Annotated in this window: 12 protein-coding genes; 9 read left to right on the top strand and 3 right to left on the bottom strand. The window is 53.4% G+C overall.

Annotated features, from left to right (window positions below):
- Position 1 precedes the first annotated feature (1 nt).
- Complete coding sequence (locus tag TPRIMZ1_RS0113490) at positions 2–2,287, top strand: hydratase (RefSeq protein ID WP_010260948.1); 2,286 nt, start codon at positions 2–4, stop codon at positions 2,285–2,287.
- Positions 2,288–2,296: 9 nt separating this feature from the next.
- On the opposite strand, the gene carB is transcribed toward TPRIMZ1_RS0113490, so the two are convergent.
- Positions 2,297–5,524 (bottom strand): carbamoyl-phosphate synthase (glutamine-hydrolyzing) large subunit, encoded by a 3,228-nt coding sequence (gene carB, locus TPRIMZ1_RS0113485; protein ID WP_010260944.1) that lies wholly within the window; start codon positions 5,522–5,524, stop codon positions 2,297–2,299.
- Positions 5,521–6,639 carry a glutamine-hydrolyzing carbamoyl-phosphate synthase small subunit gene (carA, locus tag TPRIMZ1_RS0113480; protein ID WP_010260940.1) on the bottom strand — a complete coding sequence of 373 codons (1,119 nt, stop codon included), beginning with the start codon at positions 6,637–6,639 and terminating at the stop codon, positions 5,521–5,523. The genes carB and carA overlap by 4 nt, the downstream gene beginning before the upstream one ends.
- An 810-nt stretch (positions 6,640–7,449) precedes the next feature.
- On the opposite strand from carA, the gene TPRIMZ1_RS0113475 reads away from it, so the two are divergent.
- Together TPRIMZ1_RS0113475 and TPRIMZ1_RS0113470 are read left to right on the top strand one after the other, a co-directional pair.
- Positions 7,450–7,899 (top strand): bacteriohemerythrin, encoded by a 450-nt coding sequence (locus TPRIMZ1_RS0113475; protein ID WP_010260937.1) that lies wholly within the window; start codon positions 7,450–7,452, stop codon positions 7,897–7,899.
- A gap of 50 nt (positions 7,900–7,949) precedes the next feature.
- Positions 7,950–8,603 carry a PTS sugar transporter subunit IIA gene (locus TPRIMZ1_RS0113470; protein ID WP_010260935.1) on the top strand — a complete coding sequence of 218 codons (654 nt, stop codon included), beginning with the start codon at positions 7,950–7,952 and terminating at the stop codon, positions 8,601–8,603.
- On the opposite strand, the gene TPRIMZ1_RS0113465 is transcribed toward TPRIMZ1_RS0113470, so the two are convergent.
- Positions 8,600–9,787: a hypothetical protein gene (locus TPRIMZ1_RS0113465; protein ID WP_010260933.1), complete on the bottom strand. Its 1,188-nt coding sequence runs from the start codon at positions 9,785–9,787 to the stop codon at positions 8,600–8,602. The genes TPRIMZ1_RS0113470 and TPRIMZ1_RS0113465 overlap by 4 nt on opposite strands.
- A gap of 35 nt (positions 9,788–9,822) precedes the next feature.
- Between TPRIMZ1_RS0113465 and TPRIMZ1_RS0113460 the strand changes: the two genes are divergently transcribed.
- The 6 genes from TPRIMZ1_RS0113460 (at position 9,823) to TPRIMZ1_RS0113435 (ending at position 18,246) form a co-directional block, all read left to right on the top strand.
- A complete protein-coding gene (locus tag TPRIMZ1_RS0113460) occupies positions 9,823–10,482 on the top strand; it encodes an RluA family pseudouridine synthase (RefSeq protein ID WP_010260929.1) in 660 nt (219 codons plus the stop codon).
- A gap of 45 nt (positions 10,483–10,527) precedes the next feature.
- On the top strand, positions 10,528–10,926 hold the full coding sequence (locus tag TPRIMZ1_RS20110) for a type II toxin-antitoxin system RelE/ParE family toxin (RefSeq protein WP_010260925.1): 399 nt from the start codon (positions 10,528–10,530) through the stop codon (positions 10,924–10,926).
- Positions 10,901–11,167, top strand: coding sequence for a helix-turn-helix transcriptional regulator (locus TPRIMZ1_RS0113455; RefSeq protein WP_010260922.1), 267 nt, complete (start codon positions 10,901–10,903; stop codon positions 11,165–11,167). Before TPRIMZ1_RS20110 ends, TPRIMZ1_RS0113455 begins: the two co-directional genes overlap by 26 nt.
- 243 nt (positions 11,168–11,410) lie before the next feature.
- Complete coding sequence (gene ileS, locus TPRIMZ1_RS0113445; RefSeq protein WP_232616832.1) at positions 11,411–14,671, top strand: isoleucine--tRNA ligase; 3,261 nt, start codon at positions 11,411–11,413, stop codon at positions 14,669–14,671.
- A 348-nt stretch (positions 14,672–15,019) separates the two neighbouring features.
- Entirely contained in the window at positions 15,020–16,369 is a 1,350-nt protein-coding gene (locus tag TPRIMZ1_RS0113440) for a hypothetical protein (RefSeq protein ID WP_010260918.1), read from the top strand.
- Between the two features lie 11 nt (positions 16,370–16,380).
- The gene (locus TPRIMZ1_RS0113435) at positions 16,381–18,246 is read left to right on the top strand and encodes a hypothetical protein (protein WP_010260915.1); all 1,866 of its coding nucleotides are present in this window, start codon (positions 16,381–16,383) and stop codon (positions 18,244–18,246) included.
- The last annotated feature ends 541 nt before the right edge of the window (positions 18,247–18,787 follow it).

Raw genomic sequence — 18,787 nt, 5'->3', positions numbered from 1 at the left:
GATGATATCATTACTGAAAGGCGGCACCTATTATTCCGGCGGCAGGCTTATTGCGGATGACGAAGCAGGGGCCGTGGAAATAAAGCGGCTTGGCAAAAATTTTTCCAGGCAAGAAGGACAGAAGGGAACCATCGCCTATTCAATACTTACCGCCCACAACAGCGGTGACGGGCGGAATCTAAAAATTAAATTTGATTCCATGGCTTCCCATGATATCACCTACGTGGGGATCATCCAGACTGCCCGGGCAAGCGGCATGGAAAGCTTTCCCATTCCCTATGTGCTGACCAACTGTCATAATACCCTTTGTGCGGTGGGTGGAACCATTAACGAGGACGACCATGTATTCGCCCTTTCTGCGGCGAAAAAATACGGCGGCATCTTCGTGCCCCCCCATATGGCGGTTATCCATTCCTACAACCGGGAAATGATGGCGGGCTGCGGCAAGATGATCCTCGGTTCGGACAGCCATACCCGCTACGGCGCCTTGGGAACCATGGCTGTGGGCGAGGGCGGCGGTGAGCTTGCCAAGCAGCTTGTGGGCAGGACCTACGACATCCCCTATCCGGAAGTAGTTGCGGTCTGCCTTACCGGGACTCCCCGGAACGGCGTCGGCCCCCAGGATGTGGCCCTTTCGATTATCGCCGGGGTGTTTAAAAACGGCTATGTAAAAAATAAGGTCATGGAATTTATCGGAGATGGTATAGCGAATATCCCGGTGGATTTCCGTAACGGAATTGATGTGATGACCACCGAGACTACCTGCTGGAGTTCGATCTGGAAAACCGACGATCAGGTACGGGACTACCTTACAATACATAAACGGGGAGGGGACTACCGGGAGCTAAACCCCGCCGATGGTGCATATTATGACGGGGCAATCCTGGTGGATCTTTCAAAGATCGAACCATCCATCGCCATGCCCTTTCACCCAAGCAGTGTGTATACGATCCGGGAACTAAAGGAAAATGCCGAAGATATACTTGCAAAGACCGAGGAAGCGGCCAACAAGGCTATTGGTGTACCGGGTATCGCAATAAATCTGCGGAAAAAACTACAGGGCGGTGACCTGTATGTGGACCAGGGAATTATCGCCGGCTGTTCCGGAGGGACCTTTAACAATATCATGGCTGCGGCGGATATTCTTGATGGAAAGTCTACCGGGGACGGCGTTTTCTCCCTCAGCGTATACCCGGACAGCCAGCCGGTTTTTGCGGAACTGGTAAAGAACGGCGGCATAGCAAAACTAATGGGCGCTGGCGTTATCGTGCGTTCCGCCTTCTGCGGCCCCTGTTTCGGCGCCGGGGACACGCCGGCAAACGGCGAATTCTCCATACGCCATACCACCCGCAATTTTCCTAACCGGGAAGGGTCGAAGCCCGGCGACGGACAGATCGCTTCGGTAGCCCTGATGGATGCCCGTTCCATAGCCCTTACCGCAGCTAACGGCGGAAGGCTAAGCGCCGCCGGGGATGACGAGGTGTATACGCAGCGCCCTACATATTTCTTTGACCGCTCCATTTACGACAAGCGGGTCTACGATGGTACGGGCAAGCCGGATAGGAAAACAGAACTGGTGTTTGGGCCGAATATCAAGGATTGGCCCGCCATGCCGGCGCTTACGGAAAATCTGTTGGTACAAATTGTTAGTTATATTACGGACCCCGTGACCACCACGGATGAGCTTATTCCGTCGGGGGAGACATCATCGTACCGCTCAAACCCGCTGGCCCTTGCGGAGTTTACCCTGAGCAGGCGGGACCCGGAATATGTGGGGAAGGCCAAGGCGGTAAAGACCCTGGAGGAAGGGCGGCGGAAAGCTACAGGACCGGTCCCCGCGGAAATTGAGGCTCTGTATGCAATGATTAAAACTTTACCCGGCTGCGGTAATACTACACCGGAACAGGCGGGCATAGGCAGCGCCATCTACGCCAATAAGCCCGGGGACGGTTCCGCCCGGGAACAAGCCGCATCCTGCCAGCGTGTGCTTGGGGCATCGGCAAACTTCGCCCTGGAATACGCCACAAAGCGGTACCGCTCTAACCTGATCAACTGGGGCATACTGCCCTTCCTGGTAAAGGACGGCGCCGCTTTTAAGACCGGGGATTGGTTATTCGTACCGGGGGCTAGGAAAGCGCTTCTGGAAAAGGCCGATACCTTCCCAGCCTACGTACTAGGCTGTAATACAAATCGTATTACAACAATAGAACTATCCCTGGGGGCGCTCACGGACACGGAACGGCAAATACTGGCGGACGGGTGTTTGATTAACTATTACAAACACTAATTGGGTACCCTATTGGTATTCTTCCCAGGCCTTAATCTCCAGCCCCTTGGTTCGGAAGTCGCTTAGGGCGTCAATGAACTGACGGGCCACCTTGATGTTGGTGAACAGGGGTATGTCGAAGTCCACCGCCATGCGCCGTATGATGTAATCGTTCTTTAGTTCCGTTTCCCGGTTGTTCTTAGGGATATTGATTATCATATCCACTTCCCGGCTTTTAATAAACTGCGCAATGTTCGGCTCCTTGGATTCCAGGGGCCAGTTTAAAGGCTGGGCCTGCACGCCGTTGGCGGCCAGGAATTTGGCGGTACCCCGGGAAGCGCAGAGTTCGTAATTCATTTTAACCAGGGCCTTGGCGGAATCCAGGAAGTCCAGTTTGTCTTCTATGGGGCCGGTGGAGAGGAGTATCCGCTTCTTGGGAATACGGTAACCCACGGAAAGCAGGGCCTTCATGAAGGCGTCGTTCAGGTCCGTACCGATACAGCCAACCTCGCCGGTGGAGGCCATCTCCACACCGCTCACGGGGTCCGCGCCGTGGAGCCGTGAAAAGCTGAACTGCGCGGCCTTGACCCCAACCCAGTCCAGGTCCAGCGCAGAGGAGGGGGCCTTCTGTACCGGCTCATCCAGCATGGCCCGTACCGCCATCTCGATCATGTTCACCCGGCTGACCTTGGAACAGAAGGGGAAGCTCCGGCTTGAGCGGAGGTTACATTCGATTACCCGCACCCGATTACGTTGGGCCAGGAACTGGATATTGAAGGGGCCGGTGATATCCAGGGCTTCCGCTATCTGGGAACTTATCTTGCGGATCTTCCGTACGGTCTGGAGGTAGAGACGCTGTGCGGGCAGTACCACGGTGGCGTCCCCGGAGTGAACCCCGGCATTCTCCACATGTTCGGTGATGGCGTGGAACAGTATTTCTCCCCGCTTGGCCACCGCATCGATCTCAATTTCCTTGGAATTTTCGATAAACTTGGATATCACCACCGGATGCTCCGGGGATACATCCGCCGCAAGGTTCAGGAATTTTTCTAAGGTTTCATCGTCCCAGGCTACGTTCATGGCGGCGCCGGAGAGCACGTAACTGGGCCGGATCAGCACCGGGAAGCCGACCTGGTCCGCAAAGGCCTTGGCGGAGGGCAGGTCCGTCAGTTCCTTCCATTCAGGCTGTTCGATTCTCAGCTTATCCAGGAGGGCGGAAAACTTGTTCCGGTCCTCCGCCATGTCGATGGAGGCAGGGGAGGTGCCGTAGATCAGGACCCCCGAATCGTAGAGCTTGGTAGCAAGGTTGTTGGGGATCTGGCCGCCCATGGAGAGGATAACCCCCTCGGGCTGCTCACGCTCGTAGATGTCCAGGACCCGTTCCAGGGAAAGCTCCTCAAAATAGAGCCTATCGCACATATCGTAATCGGTGGATACCGTTTCGGGGTTACAGTTTACCATGATGGAGTAGCGTCCCAGTTTTCGTGCGGTTTCTGCGGCGTTGACGCAGCACCAGTCGAATTCCACGCTGCTCCCGATCCGGTAGGCGCCGGATCCCAGAACCATCACCCCCCGTCCCGATGGGGTTACATCGTCGGCGGCGCCGCTCCCCGCACCGGAACTGCCGTAGGTCATGTAGAGGTAGTTGGTTTTGGCGGGATACTCCGCAGCCAGGGTATCTATCTGTTTGATCTGGGGCCGCAGCCTGAACCCTTCACGGATACTGCGTATCTGCATTTCTGTTTTTCCGACAAAGTCCCCGATACGAGCGTCCGAAAAGCCAAGGCTCTTCGCCCGGGCGAGGATTTCACGGTCTACATTATTGGTTCCCAGGGCGCGCAGATCCTTTTCCGCAGCGAGGGCATTGGCAATCTTGTAGAGGAACCAGCGGTCTATCTTGGTGAGCCGGAAGATCCGTTCCACGGTCCAGCCTTCCTGGAGCGCGCGGTAGATGATAAAGATACGCCGGTCCGTGGGCTTAACCAGGGCGTCCCGGATATTCTCCAGGCCGCTTCCGCAGAGGGCGTCGTCCCCGGCCAGACCCGGCGCGCCGATGCCGGTCATGCGCAGGGCCTTTTGCAGGGCTTCTTCGAAACTGCGGCCTATGGACATAACTTCTCCAACGGACTTCATCTCCGAACCGATGCGGACATCGACGTTCTTGAATTTCAGGAGGTCCCATCGGGGCACCTTGACCACACAGTAATCCAGCGCAGGCTCGAAACAGGACTTGGTAAGGCGGGTGATCCGGTTTTCAATATCCACCAGCGAATAGCCCAGGGCGAGTTTTGCCGCCACAAAGGCCAGGGGATAGCCCGTAGCCTTGGATGCCAGGGCGGAGCTCCGGGAAAGCCGGGCGTTAACTTCGATGATACGGTAGTCTTCGGATTCCGGATCCAGGGCGTACTGGACATTACATTCCCCCACGATACCCAGATGACGGATCACCTCTATGGCGATGCGCCTGAGCTTGTGGTATTCGGAATCGCTGAGGGTTTGTGAGGGGGCCACAACGATACTTTCGCCGGTATGTATCCCCAGGGGGTCGAAGTTTTCCATATTACAAACCGTAATGCAGTTGTCGAATCTGTCCCGGACAACCTCGTACTCAATTTCCTTCCAGCCCCCGAGCCATTCCTCCACCAGTACCTGGGGCGCATGGGCAAAGGCCCGGTCACAGCGGCGGCGTATGTCCCCCTCGTTCCGGCATATCCCCGAACCGGATCCCCCCAGGGCATAGGCGACCCGGACCATCACGGGGTAGCGGATCTTCTCCGCCGCCTCGACCGCCGCCTCCGTGTCGGTGACAGCGATACTGCGGGGCGTCAGGGCGCCGATCTCGTTGAGCCGCTCCACGAACAGCTCCCGGTCTTCGGTATCCTCTATGGTCTTAACCGGGGTACCCAGTACTTTGACTCCGTATTTGTAGAGGGTTCCGTCCCGGTCCAGGGCTACCCCGCAGTTCAGGGCGGTCTGCCCGCCGAAGGAGAGGAGGAGCCCGTGGGGCCGTTCCTTTTCGATTACCTGTCTGACATAATCCGGGGTTACCGGCAGGAAGTAGGTAGAATCCGCCATGCCTTCGCTGGTCTGAATGGTAGCAATATTGGGGTTGATCAGCACCGTGGTGATGCCCTCTTCCCGCAGGGCCTTCAACGCCTGGGACCCGGAGTAGTCAAACTCCCCGGCCTGGCCAATCTTCAAGCCCCCGGACCCGAGCACCAATACTTTCTTTATCGTATCTTTTATCGTTTTAGTCATATTGTTTTCCTTACCTGTTCTAGGAAGCGGTCTATCAGGTATTCTGTGTCCCGTGGTCCCGGGCAGCCTTCGGGGTGAAACTGTACTGCCGAGAAGGGGTGTTTGGTTGAGCGGATACCCTCAATAGTATTGTCGTTGGCGTTGATGAACCAGGGTTCCCAGCCCTTGGGGAGGGTTTCTCCCCGGACCGCATAGCCGTGGTTCTGGCTGGTGATATAACAGCGCTTCGTTTCGGTGTCGATGCAGGGCTGGTTCTGGCCGCGGTGGCCGTAGGGGAGTTTGTAGGTATCCGCCCCGGCGGCCAGGGCCATGATCTGGTTCCCCAGGCAGATGCCGAAGATAGGTTTCCCTTGGTCAAAGGCCCGGCGGAGGGTGGCGATAGTTTTATTGCAGGCCTTGGGGTCCCCGGGACCGTTGGAGAGGAAGAGGCCGTCGTATTCAATATCCCGGAGATCCGAATCCCAGGGTACACAGATAAGCTCCACCTTCCGGGAAAGGAAACAACGGAGTATGTTGGCCTTGGCCCCGCAGTCCACCAGGGCTATACGGGGAAGCTTTTCACCTTCCGCTGTTCCGGGGGAACGGTACCGCCTGATTTCCTTGGGGGAAACCTCCGCCACCGGGTGGGTGATAATCCCCGAATCCATGGTTACATCCCGGCTCCCTTCCACCAGAATTTTCCCCTGCATAACCCCGTGCTCCCGCAGCCGTTCCGTGAGGGACCGGGTATCAATACCGTAGATGCCGGGAACATTGTTTTTTTCGAGCCAGTTTGTAAGGGAGGCGCCGGAGGCGAAATGGCTGGGTTCTGCGCAGGCCTCGGCCACCACAAAACCCGAAACCTGGACCAGGGGGGACTCGAAATGTTTGGGAATGCCCTGTTCATCGTAAAAGGGCTCCGCGGTTTTCGGCTTTACCGGCACCCCGTAGTTTCCCATCAAGGGGTAGGTGGCCACCAGGATCTGCCCGCGGAAACTGGGATCCGTCAGGGACTGGGGGTAACCGGTCATACCGGTGGTAAAGACCACTTCCCCTGCCTGGGACCGCGCCTTCCCGAAGGACCACCCTGCAAATTCCGACCCGTCCTCCAGGACAAGTCTTGCTTGTTTTTTCATTCCCGCCTCCGTTTTTTATATTACACGGTTTATCATTTTTTATGCAAGCTATTGAAAAATTAGGAATGAGAAATGAGAAAATGCGGATTATGAGGGGTGATTTGGGGTGAATTGAGGTAAAAATTGATTTTTTGTTCCTAAATATAGATAGTAAGTGAATTTCGTACTTTATCGGCAAAGACGGGGGGAGGGAGGGGCATCCCCGGCGCTCGCACGCATGTAGAGCCTGCTTACGGAGCCCCTGTGGGTCTCCTCCAGCAGAGAATTCCATATGTGCTCGACCGGGGATGCCCCTCCCTCCCCCCGCCGGTGTCGGAAGTACGGGAGAGTTACAGCGATCTGCACTAGACTGGGTAGCATCCACCACTGGGAAACGTGCCAAACTTAGTTAGGCGCCTCGGTTACACTACGATGGGCAAACTTCACCTGCAGGAATGCTCCAAACTTAGTTAGGCGGTAATGAAACCGAGTACGGGTTACCGGAAGTTAGATACAGTGTTCGATTTTTTATCGGGTTAAGCCCCGTTTCATTACCGCTGTATCCGTTGTGGTTACCGGAATGTGACACCGGCGGGAGTGGGGAGGGGTGTCCCTGGCTGCATGTATATGGAATTCTCTGTCGTAGTAGACCCGCGCAGCGGGGCTGCGGAGACAGGCTCTACATGCACATGCAGCCAGGGACATCCCTCCCCACTCCCGTCTTTGCCGATAAATCCGATAACTCTAAACAATACCTTGGAGTTTCTATCCTTATTTACCCCTATATTTTTTTTCTTCCCCCGTTATATACTCAATTTTAAGGGGTAGTTTATGGAATGTGATGTACTTGTTGAGTGGGATGACCGGTATTCGGTGGGTATTCCGTTAATTGATGATCAGCATAAGGAACTCATCAGATTGACCAATGAGTTGTACAAGGGCTGCCTGGCCGGGGACGAAGCCGCTCATGACTATTTTATGAGCGCCGTAAAGGGCACGGTTGACTATGTGAAGTACCATTTTAGCGCTGAGGAAAAGCTCCTGGAAAATGCGAAGTATCCCGAAATTGCGGACCATAAACGGCAGCACGAGGGCTTTATCAAACAGATCCTGGGGGATGTTCAAAGTTATCAGGGGGGGAAAAAATTCGTCCCCAATGTGTTTGTCCGGTACCTCAAGGATTGGATCCTCTCCCATATCGCCGTGATGGATAAAAAATACGCCGCCTATATCCTGGGCCTTAAAAAACAGGGCGCCCTGACCAGTACAATTGGCGTATAATTTTCTTACAGATATTGACATATGCTGACGTTTATTGTAAAATAATGGTAATGATTGACGATGATATACTTACTATAGATGAAGTAGCGAAGTATCTTCGGGTATCCGAGCGGACCGTGTACGATTGGGCTCAAAAGGGGGAAATTCCCTCGGGAAAAATCGGGACCGTCTGGCGTTTTAAGAAATCGGAGATTGAAAAGTGGGTAAACGACCGTCTTTCTACCCACACCATGGCATCGCCCATAGAGGCGGTGGCGGTGGAGACCATCATTTCCCCGGATCGTATTCTCATCCTTAACTACTCTACTAAACGTGATGTCCTTTTAGCCCTGGCGAATAATCTGGCCAATGCCCCTCAGGTAAAGAACCGTCAAGAATTGGTTACCGAAATCCTCAAACGGGAAGAGCTGATGACCACCGCCATGGGCCGGGGTATCGCTATCCCCCATGTCCGCCTCGCCTCGGTGACGGACCTGGTGGTATCCGTGGGGATAAGCCAGACCGATATTATTGATTTCCAGGCCCTGGATGACGAGCCGGTGCGGCTGGTGTTCATGGTTGCCGCCGCGTACAATCAGCACGCCTACTATTTACAGACCATATCGTTTTTCAGCTCCCGGCTTAAGAACTTTGCCCTTAGGAAGGAGCTTCTTGGCAGCCAAACTCCCAACGAAGCCTACCAGTTACTGGTGAAGCATAGCTAAAAGGTAATCCCCAGCCAATGCGCCGGATCGCTCACCCTTTGCCCGATACGTCCCAGGGCTACCTTGGCGGTGGTTTCCGCTACCAGCCATCGCTTGTTGTCCCATTCAAACCGGGCGCCGTCGCCGGGGATATCGATCAGGCCCATGGCGTGGCCGTAGTCCGCTGAAACCATTATCGCCGCAGGAATATTCGCCTGTTCCATGATAATGGCCCAGAGCATGGCGCGGCTGTCACAGTCCCCCCGGCCTTCGATGGCGGCGCTTACCAGGTTTACAAAATCGCTGCCCAGAAGATCCCGCTCGTAGCTAAAGGTCTGTACCCAACCCAGGCCCTTCCCCGCTAAATCCCCTCGGTTCTGTTCTCCGGAAGCAGCGCCTGGTACTGCCCAGTGCCGTTCCAGGGCAAAGGCGATCTCGCTCAGACGGCTGAAGGAGTCCCGGTATATGGCCCGGTAAAAACGGGTCCAGGCTTCCTTCCAGTTAGGCTTATCGGCGCTGCGTTGAAGCACCTCGAATTCCCTGTCCACCAGGGCCTGGGCGCCTTCCGGATCGTGTTCGCAGGCGAAGGCTTCCAGGGCTAAGCCAAAGGGGGATACCCGTACCCGGTTTCCCCGGGGGTAGGTAAATTCCGTTATGGGACCCGGGGAATACTGATCCCCCGGCGCCGGGGCCAGGGAATCCAGGGCGGAAAAGTAAAGGATCTGAAGTTCCTCCTTTGCAGCGTCGCCATAGGCCAGGGCCAGAATTAGGGGCGTACCGGTCTGCCGGGCTTCCAGTTCCATACAGAGCCCCCAGCCTGAAAGACGGGTATTCTGAGCCCGGTTTCTCGTCCCCGGAGGGGTGGGAAGCGAAAATTCCAGTTCCATAAGAACCGCCTTCTTATTCCGGTACGCAAAAACACTGATTTCCCCGCTGCTGTTCAAACGCTTTTTTACATCCGCAGCCAGGGCTTCGACCGAGGGGAATGAAGCCTGATTGCCCGGGGGATATACGGCCAGTTCAAAGCTCGCCCCGCCGGAGGTTTGGAAACTAAACTTGTCCCTGCCGTCCCCGGAACGGTACTGGTACTCTTCGGGAAGATCGATACGGTAACCCCAGGACGGCGAAACCAGGGGTTCCGCATACAGCATTGCTGAAAAAAACGCGGCAAACAGCGCTGCCGCCAGAATATTTCGTTTAACCATGATAGTATAATAATCGGTATGTTGGGGAATTTAGCGTGAAGAATATCACCGTACTTTTTGAAAATGACCAATGTATGGTCCTGAACAAGCCCGCGGGTCTTGCGGTCCAGGGCGGGGAAGGGGTAGGTACGTCCCTGGACTCCCTCCTATCCGCTGAATATTCCCCCCGTCCGCTCCTGGTGCATCGCCTGGACAAGGACACCTCGGGGGTCATCCTGGTCGCCAAAACCAAGGAAGCGGCGGCCCTGTTTGCCGGCATCTTTGCAAGACCGGTGTCAGTCACCTTTTCTGTTCAAAAACAGTACCTGGCGGTTTGCGCGGGCAGACCCACGCCTGAGTCGGGGACCATAGAAACGGACCTGGAAATCCGGGGGGCGGCCCGGAAAGCCAAAACCAGCTACCGCCGCATTAATGGTGTCAGTCACCTTTCTGACTTCTCTTTGCTGGAACTGGAGCTCGGTACCGGCCGTATGCACCAGATACGCCGCCACCTTGCCTCCATAGGCCACCCCATCCTGGGGGACGATAAGTACGGCGATTTTGCCCTGAACAAAAGGCTCCGCAAAGAGCGGGGGCTAAAGCGGCTGCTGCTCCATGCCAGCCGGCTGGTCATTCCGGAAGGGCTTTGCGGGTTCACACTGGATGTGAGCGCGCCGCTGCCGGAGTACTTCGGGGCGTTTTTGGAGGGTAGTTAATAAGTAAACCTTGACAATACATCATTTATGATGTATATATAAAATATGGTCAATGATTGGAAAATTTATTATTATGAGGATGATAATAACACGGTTCCAGTAAAAGAATATATTGATTCGCTTGCCATAAGAGATCGTGCTAAATCTTTGGCATTTATTGGCCTTTTGGAAACACATGGCCCTCAATTACCGCGGCCTTATTCTGATTTATTGGAAGATGGTATACACGAATTAAGAATGAAACTTACCGGTACTCAAGTGAGGATATTATACTTTTTTTGTTATCAAAATAGTATTATTCTGACAAACTCATTTGAGAAACATACAGGCGCCGTCCCTAAATCAGAAATAAAAATTGCCAAAGAACGACGTACAGATTTTTTATCCAGATTTTCAGAATCTGATATAAGGAGCGAAGATGCAAAGTTACAAAGACCATCTTGAGAAAGAACTTTCTGACCCAAAATTCAAAGAGGTATTTGAAGAAGAAAAATATCTACTCGAATTGGGCTTAAAGATAACAGAAACCAGGAAGTACCTGGGTATGACCCAAAAAGACTTGGCGGAGAAAAGCCATGTAACCCAACAGCAATTATCCAAAATTGAAAATGGGATTAATTGTAATTTACTTACTTTTATCAAAATTTCATCAACCCTTGGATTCAAGATTGATCTTTCGGCCTAACTAATGGTGTCAAGTTCCCTGTTTAGCGCCGCTACCATACCTTTGGCGCGCCGGGATCTTTGGGGACGGTGATGATGAAGGTCTCGCTGGAAGGCTCTATAGCGTAGTGGATCATTTCCCGGAATCCTAAACAACGGGTCAAACCCGGCGATTCCAAATTATAAGATTCAATATCCATGTGGCAATTTACAATACTGGAAAAGAATCCTCTTCTATGCCATAATGCCCCAGCGGAGGAAAGCGGTGTATCAGTCGGTAGATCCTAAGGTAAGTTTCCCCAAGCTGGAAGAAGAAGTCCTGGCTTTTTGGGAAAAAAATGATATTTTCAAGAAATCCATCTCCCAGCGGGATACATCGGAGGAGTATGTCTTCTACGACGGCCCCCCCTTTGCCACCGGTATGCCCCATTTTGGCCATTTTGTACCCAGTACCATAAAGGATATCATTCCCCGGTACCAGGCCATGAAGGGAAAGAAGGTGGAACGCCGCTTTGGCTGGGACTGCCACGGGCTGCCGGTGGAAAACCTTATCGAAAAAGAACTGGGACTCAATTCCAAGACGGATATCGAAAAGTTCGGGGTGGCGGAATTTAACGAAGCCTGCCGGACATCGGTGCTCCGCTACGTCGATGAATGGCGGCAAGTGATTACCCGCCTGGGCCGCTGGGTTGATTTTGACAATGATTACAAAACCATGGACCCGGACTATATGGAGACCATCTGGTGGGTCATGAAGTCCCTCTGGGAAAAGGGCCTGCTCTACGAGGGCCATTATATCCTGCCCTATTGCCCCCGCTGTTCCACGGTGCTCTCCAACCACGAACTCAACCTGGGGGGCTATAAGGATGTCCACGATCCGGCTATTACCATACGCTTTAAGGTAAGCGGTATTACCGCCGGGAGTCCCGCATCGGCCCAGCCCGGTCTGAATAGCCTGACGGACGGTTCTACCTACCTCCTCGCCTGGACCACTACGCCATGGACCCTGCCGTCAAACTTGGCCCTGACCCTTGGCCCGGACATCGACTACGTACTGGTCCAGGACGCAGGTGACGTGCTTCCCGCCCACCCCCAGCGCTACATCCTGGCGGAAGCCCGGCTTCAGGCGTACTACAAGAGTCCCGAGGAATATACCATTATATGGAAACAGAAGGGTGCGGACCTTATCGGTATCCAATACGAACCCCTGTTTCCCTACTTTAAAGAAGCGGCGGAGCAGAACGCCTTCCGCACCTATCCCGGGGACTTTGTCTCCACCGGCGATGGTACGGGCATCGTCCACACGGCGCCGGGCTTTGGCGAAGACGACGCCCGGGTGCTCAAGGGTACCGGGGTTCCGGTTATCTGCCCCATTGACGCCGAGTGCAGGTTTACTGCGGAGGTGCCGGACTATCAGGGAATCTTTGTAAAAGACGCGGATAAGCCCATCATGGAACGGCTCAAGGCGGAGGGGAAGCTCCTGAAGCGGGAGCAGATACTCCACGCCTACCCCCACTGCTGGCGCTGCGGCCACCCCCTGATCTATAGGGCCGTGGGGTCCTGGTTTGTTAATATAGAAAAAATTAAGCAGGATATGCTGGACGCTAATAATCAGATTTACTGGGTGCCGGAGCATATCAAGGGGGGCCGCTTTGGGAAGTGGCTGGAGGGCGCCCGCGACTGGGCCATCAGCCGGAACCGCTACTGGGGGAACCCCCTGCCCATCTGGAAGTGCCCGGACTGCGGCAAGACTATTTGTGTGGGGAGCCGGAAGGAACTTAAGGAACTATCCGGCGTGGAGGCTACGGACCTGCACAAACACTTTGTCGATACAATTACTATTCCCTGTAAGGCCTGCGGGGGAACCATGCGCAGGATTCCTGAGGTGCTGGACTGCTGGTTTGAATCCGGCGCCATGCCCTACGGACAGAATCACTATCCCTTCGAGAACAAGGAATTTTTCGACAGCCATTTCCCCGCGGACTTTATCAACGAAGGCCTGGACCAGACCCGGGGCTGGTTTTACACCCTTACCATCCTGGCGGCGGCGATCTTCAAAAAGCCCGCCTTCAAAAACTGTGTGGTTTCCGGGCTGGTGTTAGCCGCGGACGGCAAAAAGATGAGCAAGAGCCTTAAAAACTACACCGACCCCATGGAGGTGGTGAATGCCTTTGGCGCCGATGCCCTGCGGCTTTTCCTGATCCACTCGGCGGTGGTTAAGGCCGACGACCTGCGTTACAGCGACGAGGGGGTACGGGATGTGATGAAGAGCATACTCATCCCCCTGTGGAACGCCTACAGCTTTTATGTTACCTACGCCAATATCGACAAGGTCAGCCCCGCGGGCGCGCCGGATAACCCCGCCAATCCCCTGGATAAGTGGATACTTTCCGCGGCGGAAAATTTGACGGAAAAGGTAGGCGCCGCCCTGGATGCCTACGACCTTTCCCGGGCGGTGGACCCCATCCTGGAATTCATCGACCTCCTGAACAACTGGTATATACGCCGTTCCCGCCGCCGTTTCTGGCGCAGCGATACCGAAGGCCGTTCCGACGCCGACAAGATCGAAGCCTACGGCACCCTCTACGACGCCCTCAAAACCCTGATCACCGTTGCCGCGCCCTTTATGCCCTTTACCACCGATGCTATCTGGCGGAACCTGCGTCAGGAAAGTGAAAAAGAATCGGTGCACCTCTCTGATTTTCCCGTGCCCCGGGAAGCGCGCCGGGACCGGGAACTTGAGTTTAAGATGGCGGCGGTTCAACATGCCGTTTCCATGGGCCGTTCACTCCGGTCCCAGTACAACCTCAAGGTACGTCAGCCCCTAAAAACGGTGGAGCTGGTTACCCGGAATCCGGACGAAAAGATGGTGCTCCTGGAGATGGAAGACATCATCCGGGAGGAACTGAACGTAAAGTCCGTGGTCTTCCGGGATAACGAGGAAGACCTGGTTGAATACCAGGCCAAGGCCAATTTCCGCGTACTCGGCAAGGAGCTGGGGAAGGATATGAAGGCCGCCGCAGCCCGTATCGAAGCCCTGAGCCAGTCCGAGATTCAGGGCCTGCTGGAAGGGGCCATCCTGTCCATCGAAGCGGCGGGCCGTTCGGTGGATATCACCGCGGAGAAGCTCGATATCAGGCGTATCGAACGGGCCAAGCTCCGGGTTCTGAACGAAGGGACCCTCACGGTGGGCCTGGATACGGAGCTTACCGAGGAACTCTCCCGGGAGGGGGATGTGCGGGACCTGGTCCGGGGGGTGCAGAACCTCAGAAAAGACACGGGCCTGGAAGTAACGGATCGCATTGCCCTGGTGCTTTTTGGCTCCGACCGGCTTAAGGCCGCGTGGGAAGTATTCGCCGAGTATGTGGCCGCCGAAACCCTGGCAAAATCCGTAGAGTGGGCTAAGGCCGATGGTCAGATCCCCATCGATACCGGGGACATCGGACCCGCTGGGTCAGATGGACCTACTGGGTCCGGCGGACCAAGTAGGCCCGAGCAGTGGCTGGTTAGTTTAAAGAAGGTATAGGCGCCTTGGAAGGCTGGTATTTTTTTTTGAAAAATATTGCTGGATACATAATAAAACACTTGCATTTTAAATAATAAAGTGATAATCTCATTCCAACAAAATGAGTATTATGCGAAGGTTTTTCCTATCGAAGAAGATGTTCTTTTTAAGTTCCGGGGAGGGGCAACGGTTTGAATTGTCCATAATTCCTTACAGGATAAGTAATTATTATCCCCGGGGGTTTGCATTTCCGGTTTTGAAATATTTCCTATTGTCTCTTTTTGGCGCCCGCATTCAGCATGTGGGCGCTTTTTCATTTTGGCTATGAACAGACGTTGTCTGTTAAATAATTGAAATAAGGAGTGTTTTATGAAAAAAAGACATTCAGGCGGATTACGTCAATCCGTCGTGTGCGCAGGGCTTGTTCTTCTATGTGCAGCCCTTGTCTCTCTCACCGCTTGTGATTCGGATGACAGCAGTTCGGATGGTGAGCCGGGCAGAATTATCAGTTTTTCCGTTGGCAAAAGCATCGGCGATATTGACCAAGAAACGGGAACTATCAAAGTGGTAGTACCGGCGGATACCAAGGTGAACGCCCTGATCCCGGACATCCTGCTGTCCAATGGCACCACCATCGTAGAGCCCGTTGATGTAAAGGTTGCGCAGAATTTTACGAAACCCGTCAACTACCGGGTTGCCGCCCATGGCCGGAAAAGTGACTATGCGGTGTATGTTACCACCGAACAAAACGGTACTAACGTAATCCTCAGTTTTGCCTTTGGGAACATTTATGGTGAAATTAAAACCTATGATGATGTTGATGATATTGACCTTGGGGGTTCGAAAATTACCGTGAAGATTCCGACCGGTACCGCCGGCCCGCTCCCGGAGCCGACGATTATCGTTTCCTTAAATTCCACGGCAACACCCGTTTTGGAAGAGGACGAAGTCCTGGATTTTTCAAAACCCGTCACATACCTGGTTGAGGCGGCAAATGGGGCAAAACGGATCTATGCAGTGGAAGTTACCTGGGAAGAGACGCTTTTATCCCTCAAGGCCAAAGCCCTGAAAACGGAATTTGCCTATGGTGAAGCTCTGAAAAGCTCTTTGGTGGTTACAGGCTATTATTCCGACGGGTCCGAAAGGCTGGAAACGGACTATGTGCTCTCCGACGTGACCTATCAGGGGAAGCAAAGCATCTCCGTTACGAAGGGAGACAAAGTCGCCGTTATTGACGGTATCACCCTGGCCAATACGCCCGGTGCGGTTTCCATTGACTTCCTGAACGATACCCCGGTTATATACGGCGTTACCTATACAGACGGAAAAATCAATCCGATAGTGATTTCCCGGTCCGGGGCTCCTGATGCTGACGGCAAACCCACCCTACCCAAGTCGGTGGTTATCAGCGCCGGCGCTGCTGAATATCCCACAACCACCGCAAGTAATCCTGCACCAGTGTATACTGACGTCCAATGGTATTATGACGGTGGCGTTATCGGTGGTATTAATACCGCCAATATCCTGACCATATACGCCTTCCCAGTAGTGGCTGCATATGCGGGTACATACGGTGGTTTCTATTCTACAAATGCTGCTGGTAATGGTACTAATTATACTAGAGCTTTCGCCGTCGATAAAACTTATTATATAACATTTGCTGGGGCCAGAAATGGTCATTATTTCACCGTAAATATACCGTTCACGGTAGTACGGTAAGGGGGTACAGAATGAAAAATGCAATAAGAATATCTGCCGTATTACTGGCAGGACTCCTACTCCTAGCGGGTTGTTCTAACCTGTTGGAAAGCGATGGGCCGGCCCAAAACAAGCAGGCCGGAAACTTAGTCATCCGGGTCAATCCCAGCACCGCAAGGACTTGGGCGCCTACCGCAGCCGCTTTGGGGGAACTGAAGCTCAAGCTTAAGATTACCACTAATAATGCCGCTCCCGGCACCGCCGAAAAAGTAGCGATTGACGAGGATCTCGTCTTGGCTGAAGGTGCTCAGGCAACCAAGTACCTTGAGCCGGGAAAATATATTGTTGAAGTAACCGCATTTACCAGCGATGGGACCAAGACCGTTGCCTTTGGTAAAAGTAGCACCGTTTCTGTGCTGGCGGGGACAAAGACGCCTGAGGTGGTGGACATCATTTTAGCGCCGGTTACCAATACGGAAGTTTACGGTACCTTGGATTTTTCAGTCGAATATCCGATACTCCATAAACTCCCTGTTGAAATTCCAATCAACTATACCACTAAATCATTTCAGCTTACCCCGGTGGACCCGAACGTAACCCCGGTAATCTTCAATTTTAGTAATGAACCGGGCGAAGTGGTCACGAGCGATGACCTCACCAAGGAGACTATTGCCAGGACACTTGAGCTTCCCGCCGGGGAGTACACCCTGACGGTAACCTTGATAAATAATCAGCGAATCCAAAATAACGCACTGCAAGTGATCAGCATTGAACAGGTGTATATCTACCCCTCCCTGACCACCACTGCGAACTATGTTTTTGTGGAAAAAGATTTTAGCGCCTATGCCCGTGTTAGAGGAAGATATACCGTTGATGAAATCGGTTCTAACTACATACCGGATGCTATTCATGTGTGGTATCGCACTAGCACAGTAGGAGCAGGAGCACAATGGCAGGAAGTGACAAGCGTTTCACCATATGAGATTACAGATCACACCCAGGACTCACAAATCCCTGCGGGACAGGCGAATTACATCGTGGATGTTCCCTCATACTACCTGACCGATATCAACGGTGTCCGTGATTCTACCGGAGGCTATGTAACCCTGTCCTTTGAAGCTAAATGGCCAACAGGAAATTCACTGGATCAGAGGCAGAATTTCCATGACCATCCCACCATCGGGGCTGGGCACCATGCTGTTCCGTTAAGCAATATAGACGGTACAACGACTGGTAACGTTACAGACTATGTGTTCACCATCCTCCCATACTCACCAGGGCTAGGGGGTGTTCCCGGAACAATTGTCTCTACCGGCCGGACGAAAGCGCAAGCGGGTGACCTCATATCGTTAACTATAGCAGCGGGTGGAGGAAATGGCCTTATCAGTGATTCGGTTTATCTCAGAAGAGATAGTGGCGCCTATATAGATAAAGCCAACAAGAGTGGTACAAGGGCTTATACGTATCCTTCTACCCCAATGCCGGCATTTGATATCCGTTTGGATGGTACCTTTGTTGCTGCCGGTACAACTTATGGTCTTGGCAATCCTGGTCCTGCAGGTGGAAAGATAATTGCTAGCACCGCAGGCACTTACATTGAAGTAGCACCTACGGACGCTGGGAATGTCAGATGGAATGTCGCATCGACTACGGCAGCGGATTACACTGGCACCGTTCCCCAGTATCTCTGGACCCTGCCAACTCGCGCTAACTTGGTTGCTATGAACACTTACCAAGGCGATGGAAATGGTCTATTGGCCGGTACTTACTGGTCATCGGAAACAGTTCCCGCCACCCCCGCTGATGCGTACATCTTTACCATCGGTGGAGTGGAAGGAACCGATACAAAAACCAACTATAATAACATCCGCGCAGTCCATAGCTTCACTATTGACTAATAACTATCTTTAAGCCCGCGGGTTTCCCGCGAGCTTAAACCGGCCGTGTCCGTCTCAAAGCGGGCACGGCTTTTTCTTTTTGGGGGGAAAGGCTCCTCCCTGTAACTGGTACGGTTTAGAGATTTGTTTTCACAATTCAGAAATAGCCTGGCTTATTTTAAAAGCAGCGGTTTCAAAACTTTCATGAAAAGATGGAAATTATAAGGTTTGTACCGTATATCCGGGTCAGACAAGTTTGAGAAGAATTTCACCACCAGGGACACGAAGGTACACAAAGGTGAATAGGAAAAGATCATAGGACTACCCGTTTTATCCCCGTTAATTCCCCTTTCCCTCCCCCGCGTAAGCGGGTTCTTCTTCGTGTCCTTTGCGGTTATTGAATCTTATAATAAATGCCGGGTAGATTACCGCCCGGTTCTACCCGGCAAATTAACCGCAAACGGCTTGTTACTACTTATCTATCCCGGCTTCCCGCAGCTTGCGTTTGAGCTCCTCTATCACCCGCTCCTTTTCCTCAAGCATCAACCGGGCTTCTTCCCGA

The sequence above is a fragment of the Treponema primitia ZAS-1 genome, assembly GCF_000297095.1.
Lineage (GTDB): Bacteria > Spirochaetota > Spirochaetia > Treponematales > Breznakiellaceae > Termitinema > Termitinema primitia_A.
The sequence above is the reverse complement of the archived record's forward strand: the minus strand, read 5'-3'. Positions and strand labels throughout refer to the sequence as shown.

What these genes read in the sequence shown, in the direction of transcription:
- carA (WP_010260940.1), bottom strand. Translation starts at nt 6,639, where the DNA reads ATGAAAAAACAAGCAAGACTTGTCCTGGAGGACGGGTCGGAATTTGCA.
- TPRIMZ1_RS0113475 (WP_010260937.1), top strand. Translation starts at nt 7,450, where the DNA reads ATGGAATGTGATGTACTTGTTGAGTGGGATGACCGGTATTCGGTGGGT.
- TPRIMZ1_RS0113470 (WP_010260935.1), top strand. Translation starts at nt 7,950, where the DNA reads ATGATTGACGATGATATACTTACTATAGATGAAGTAGCGAAGTATCTT.
- carB (WP_010260944.1), bottom strand. Translation starts at nt 5,524, where the DNA reads ATGACTAAAACGATAAAAGATACGATAAAGAAAGTATTGGTGCTCGGG.
- TPRIMZ1_RS20110 (WP_010260925.1), top strand. Translation starts at nt 10,528, where the DNA reads ATGGTCAATGATTGGAAAATTTATTATTATGAGGATGATAATAACACG.
- TPRIMZ1_RS0113490 (WP_010260948.1), top strand. Translation starts at nt 2, where the DNA reads ATGATATCATTACTGAAAGGCGGCACCTATTATTCCGGCGGCAGGCTT.
- TPRIMZ1_RS0113465 (WP_010260933.1), bottom strand. Translation starts at nt 9,787, where the DNA reads ATGGTTAAACGAAATATTCTGGCGGCAGCGCTGTTTGCCGCGTTTTTT.
- TPRIMZ1_RS0113435 (WP_010260915.1), top strand. Translation starts at nt 16,381, where the DNA reads ATGAAAAATGCAATAAGAATATCTGCCGTATTACTGGCAGGACTCCTA.
- TPRIMZ1_RS0113440 (WP_010260918.1), top strand. Translation starts at nt 15,020, where the DNA reads ATGAAAAAAAGACATTCAGGCGGATTACGTCAATCCGTCGTGTGCGCA.
- TPRIMZ1_RS0113455 (WP_010260922.1), top strand. Translation starts at nt 10,901, where the DNA reads ATGCAAAGTTACAAAGACCATCTTGAGAAAGAACTTTCTGACCCAAAA.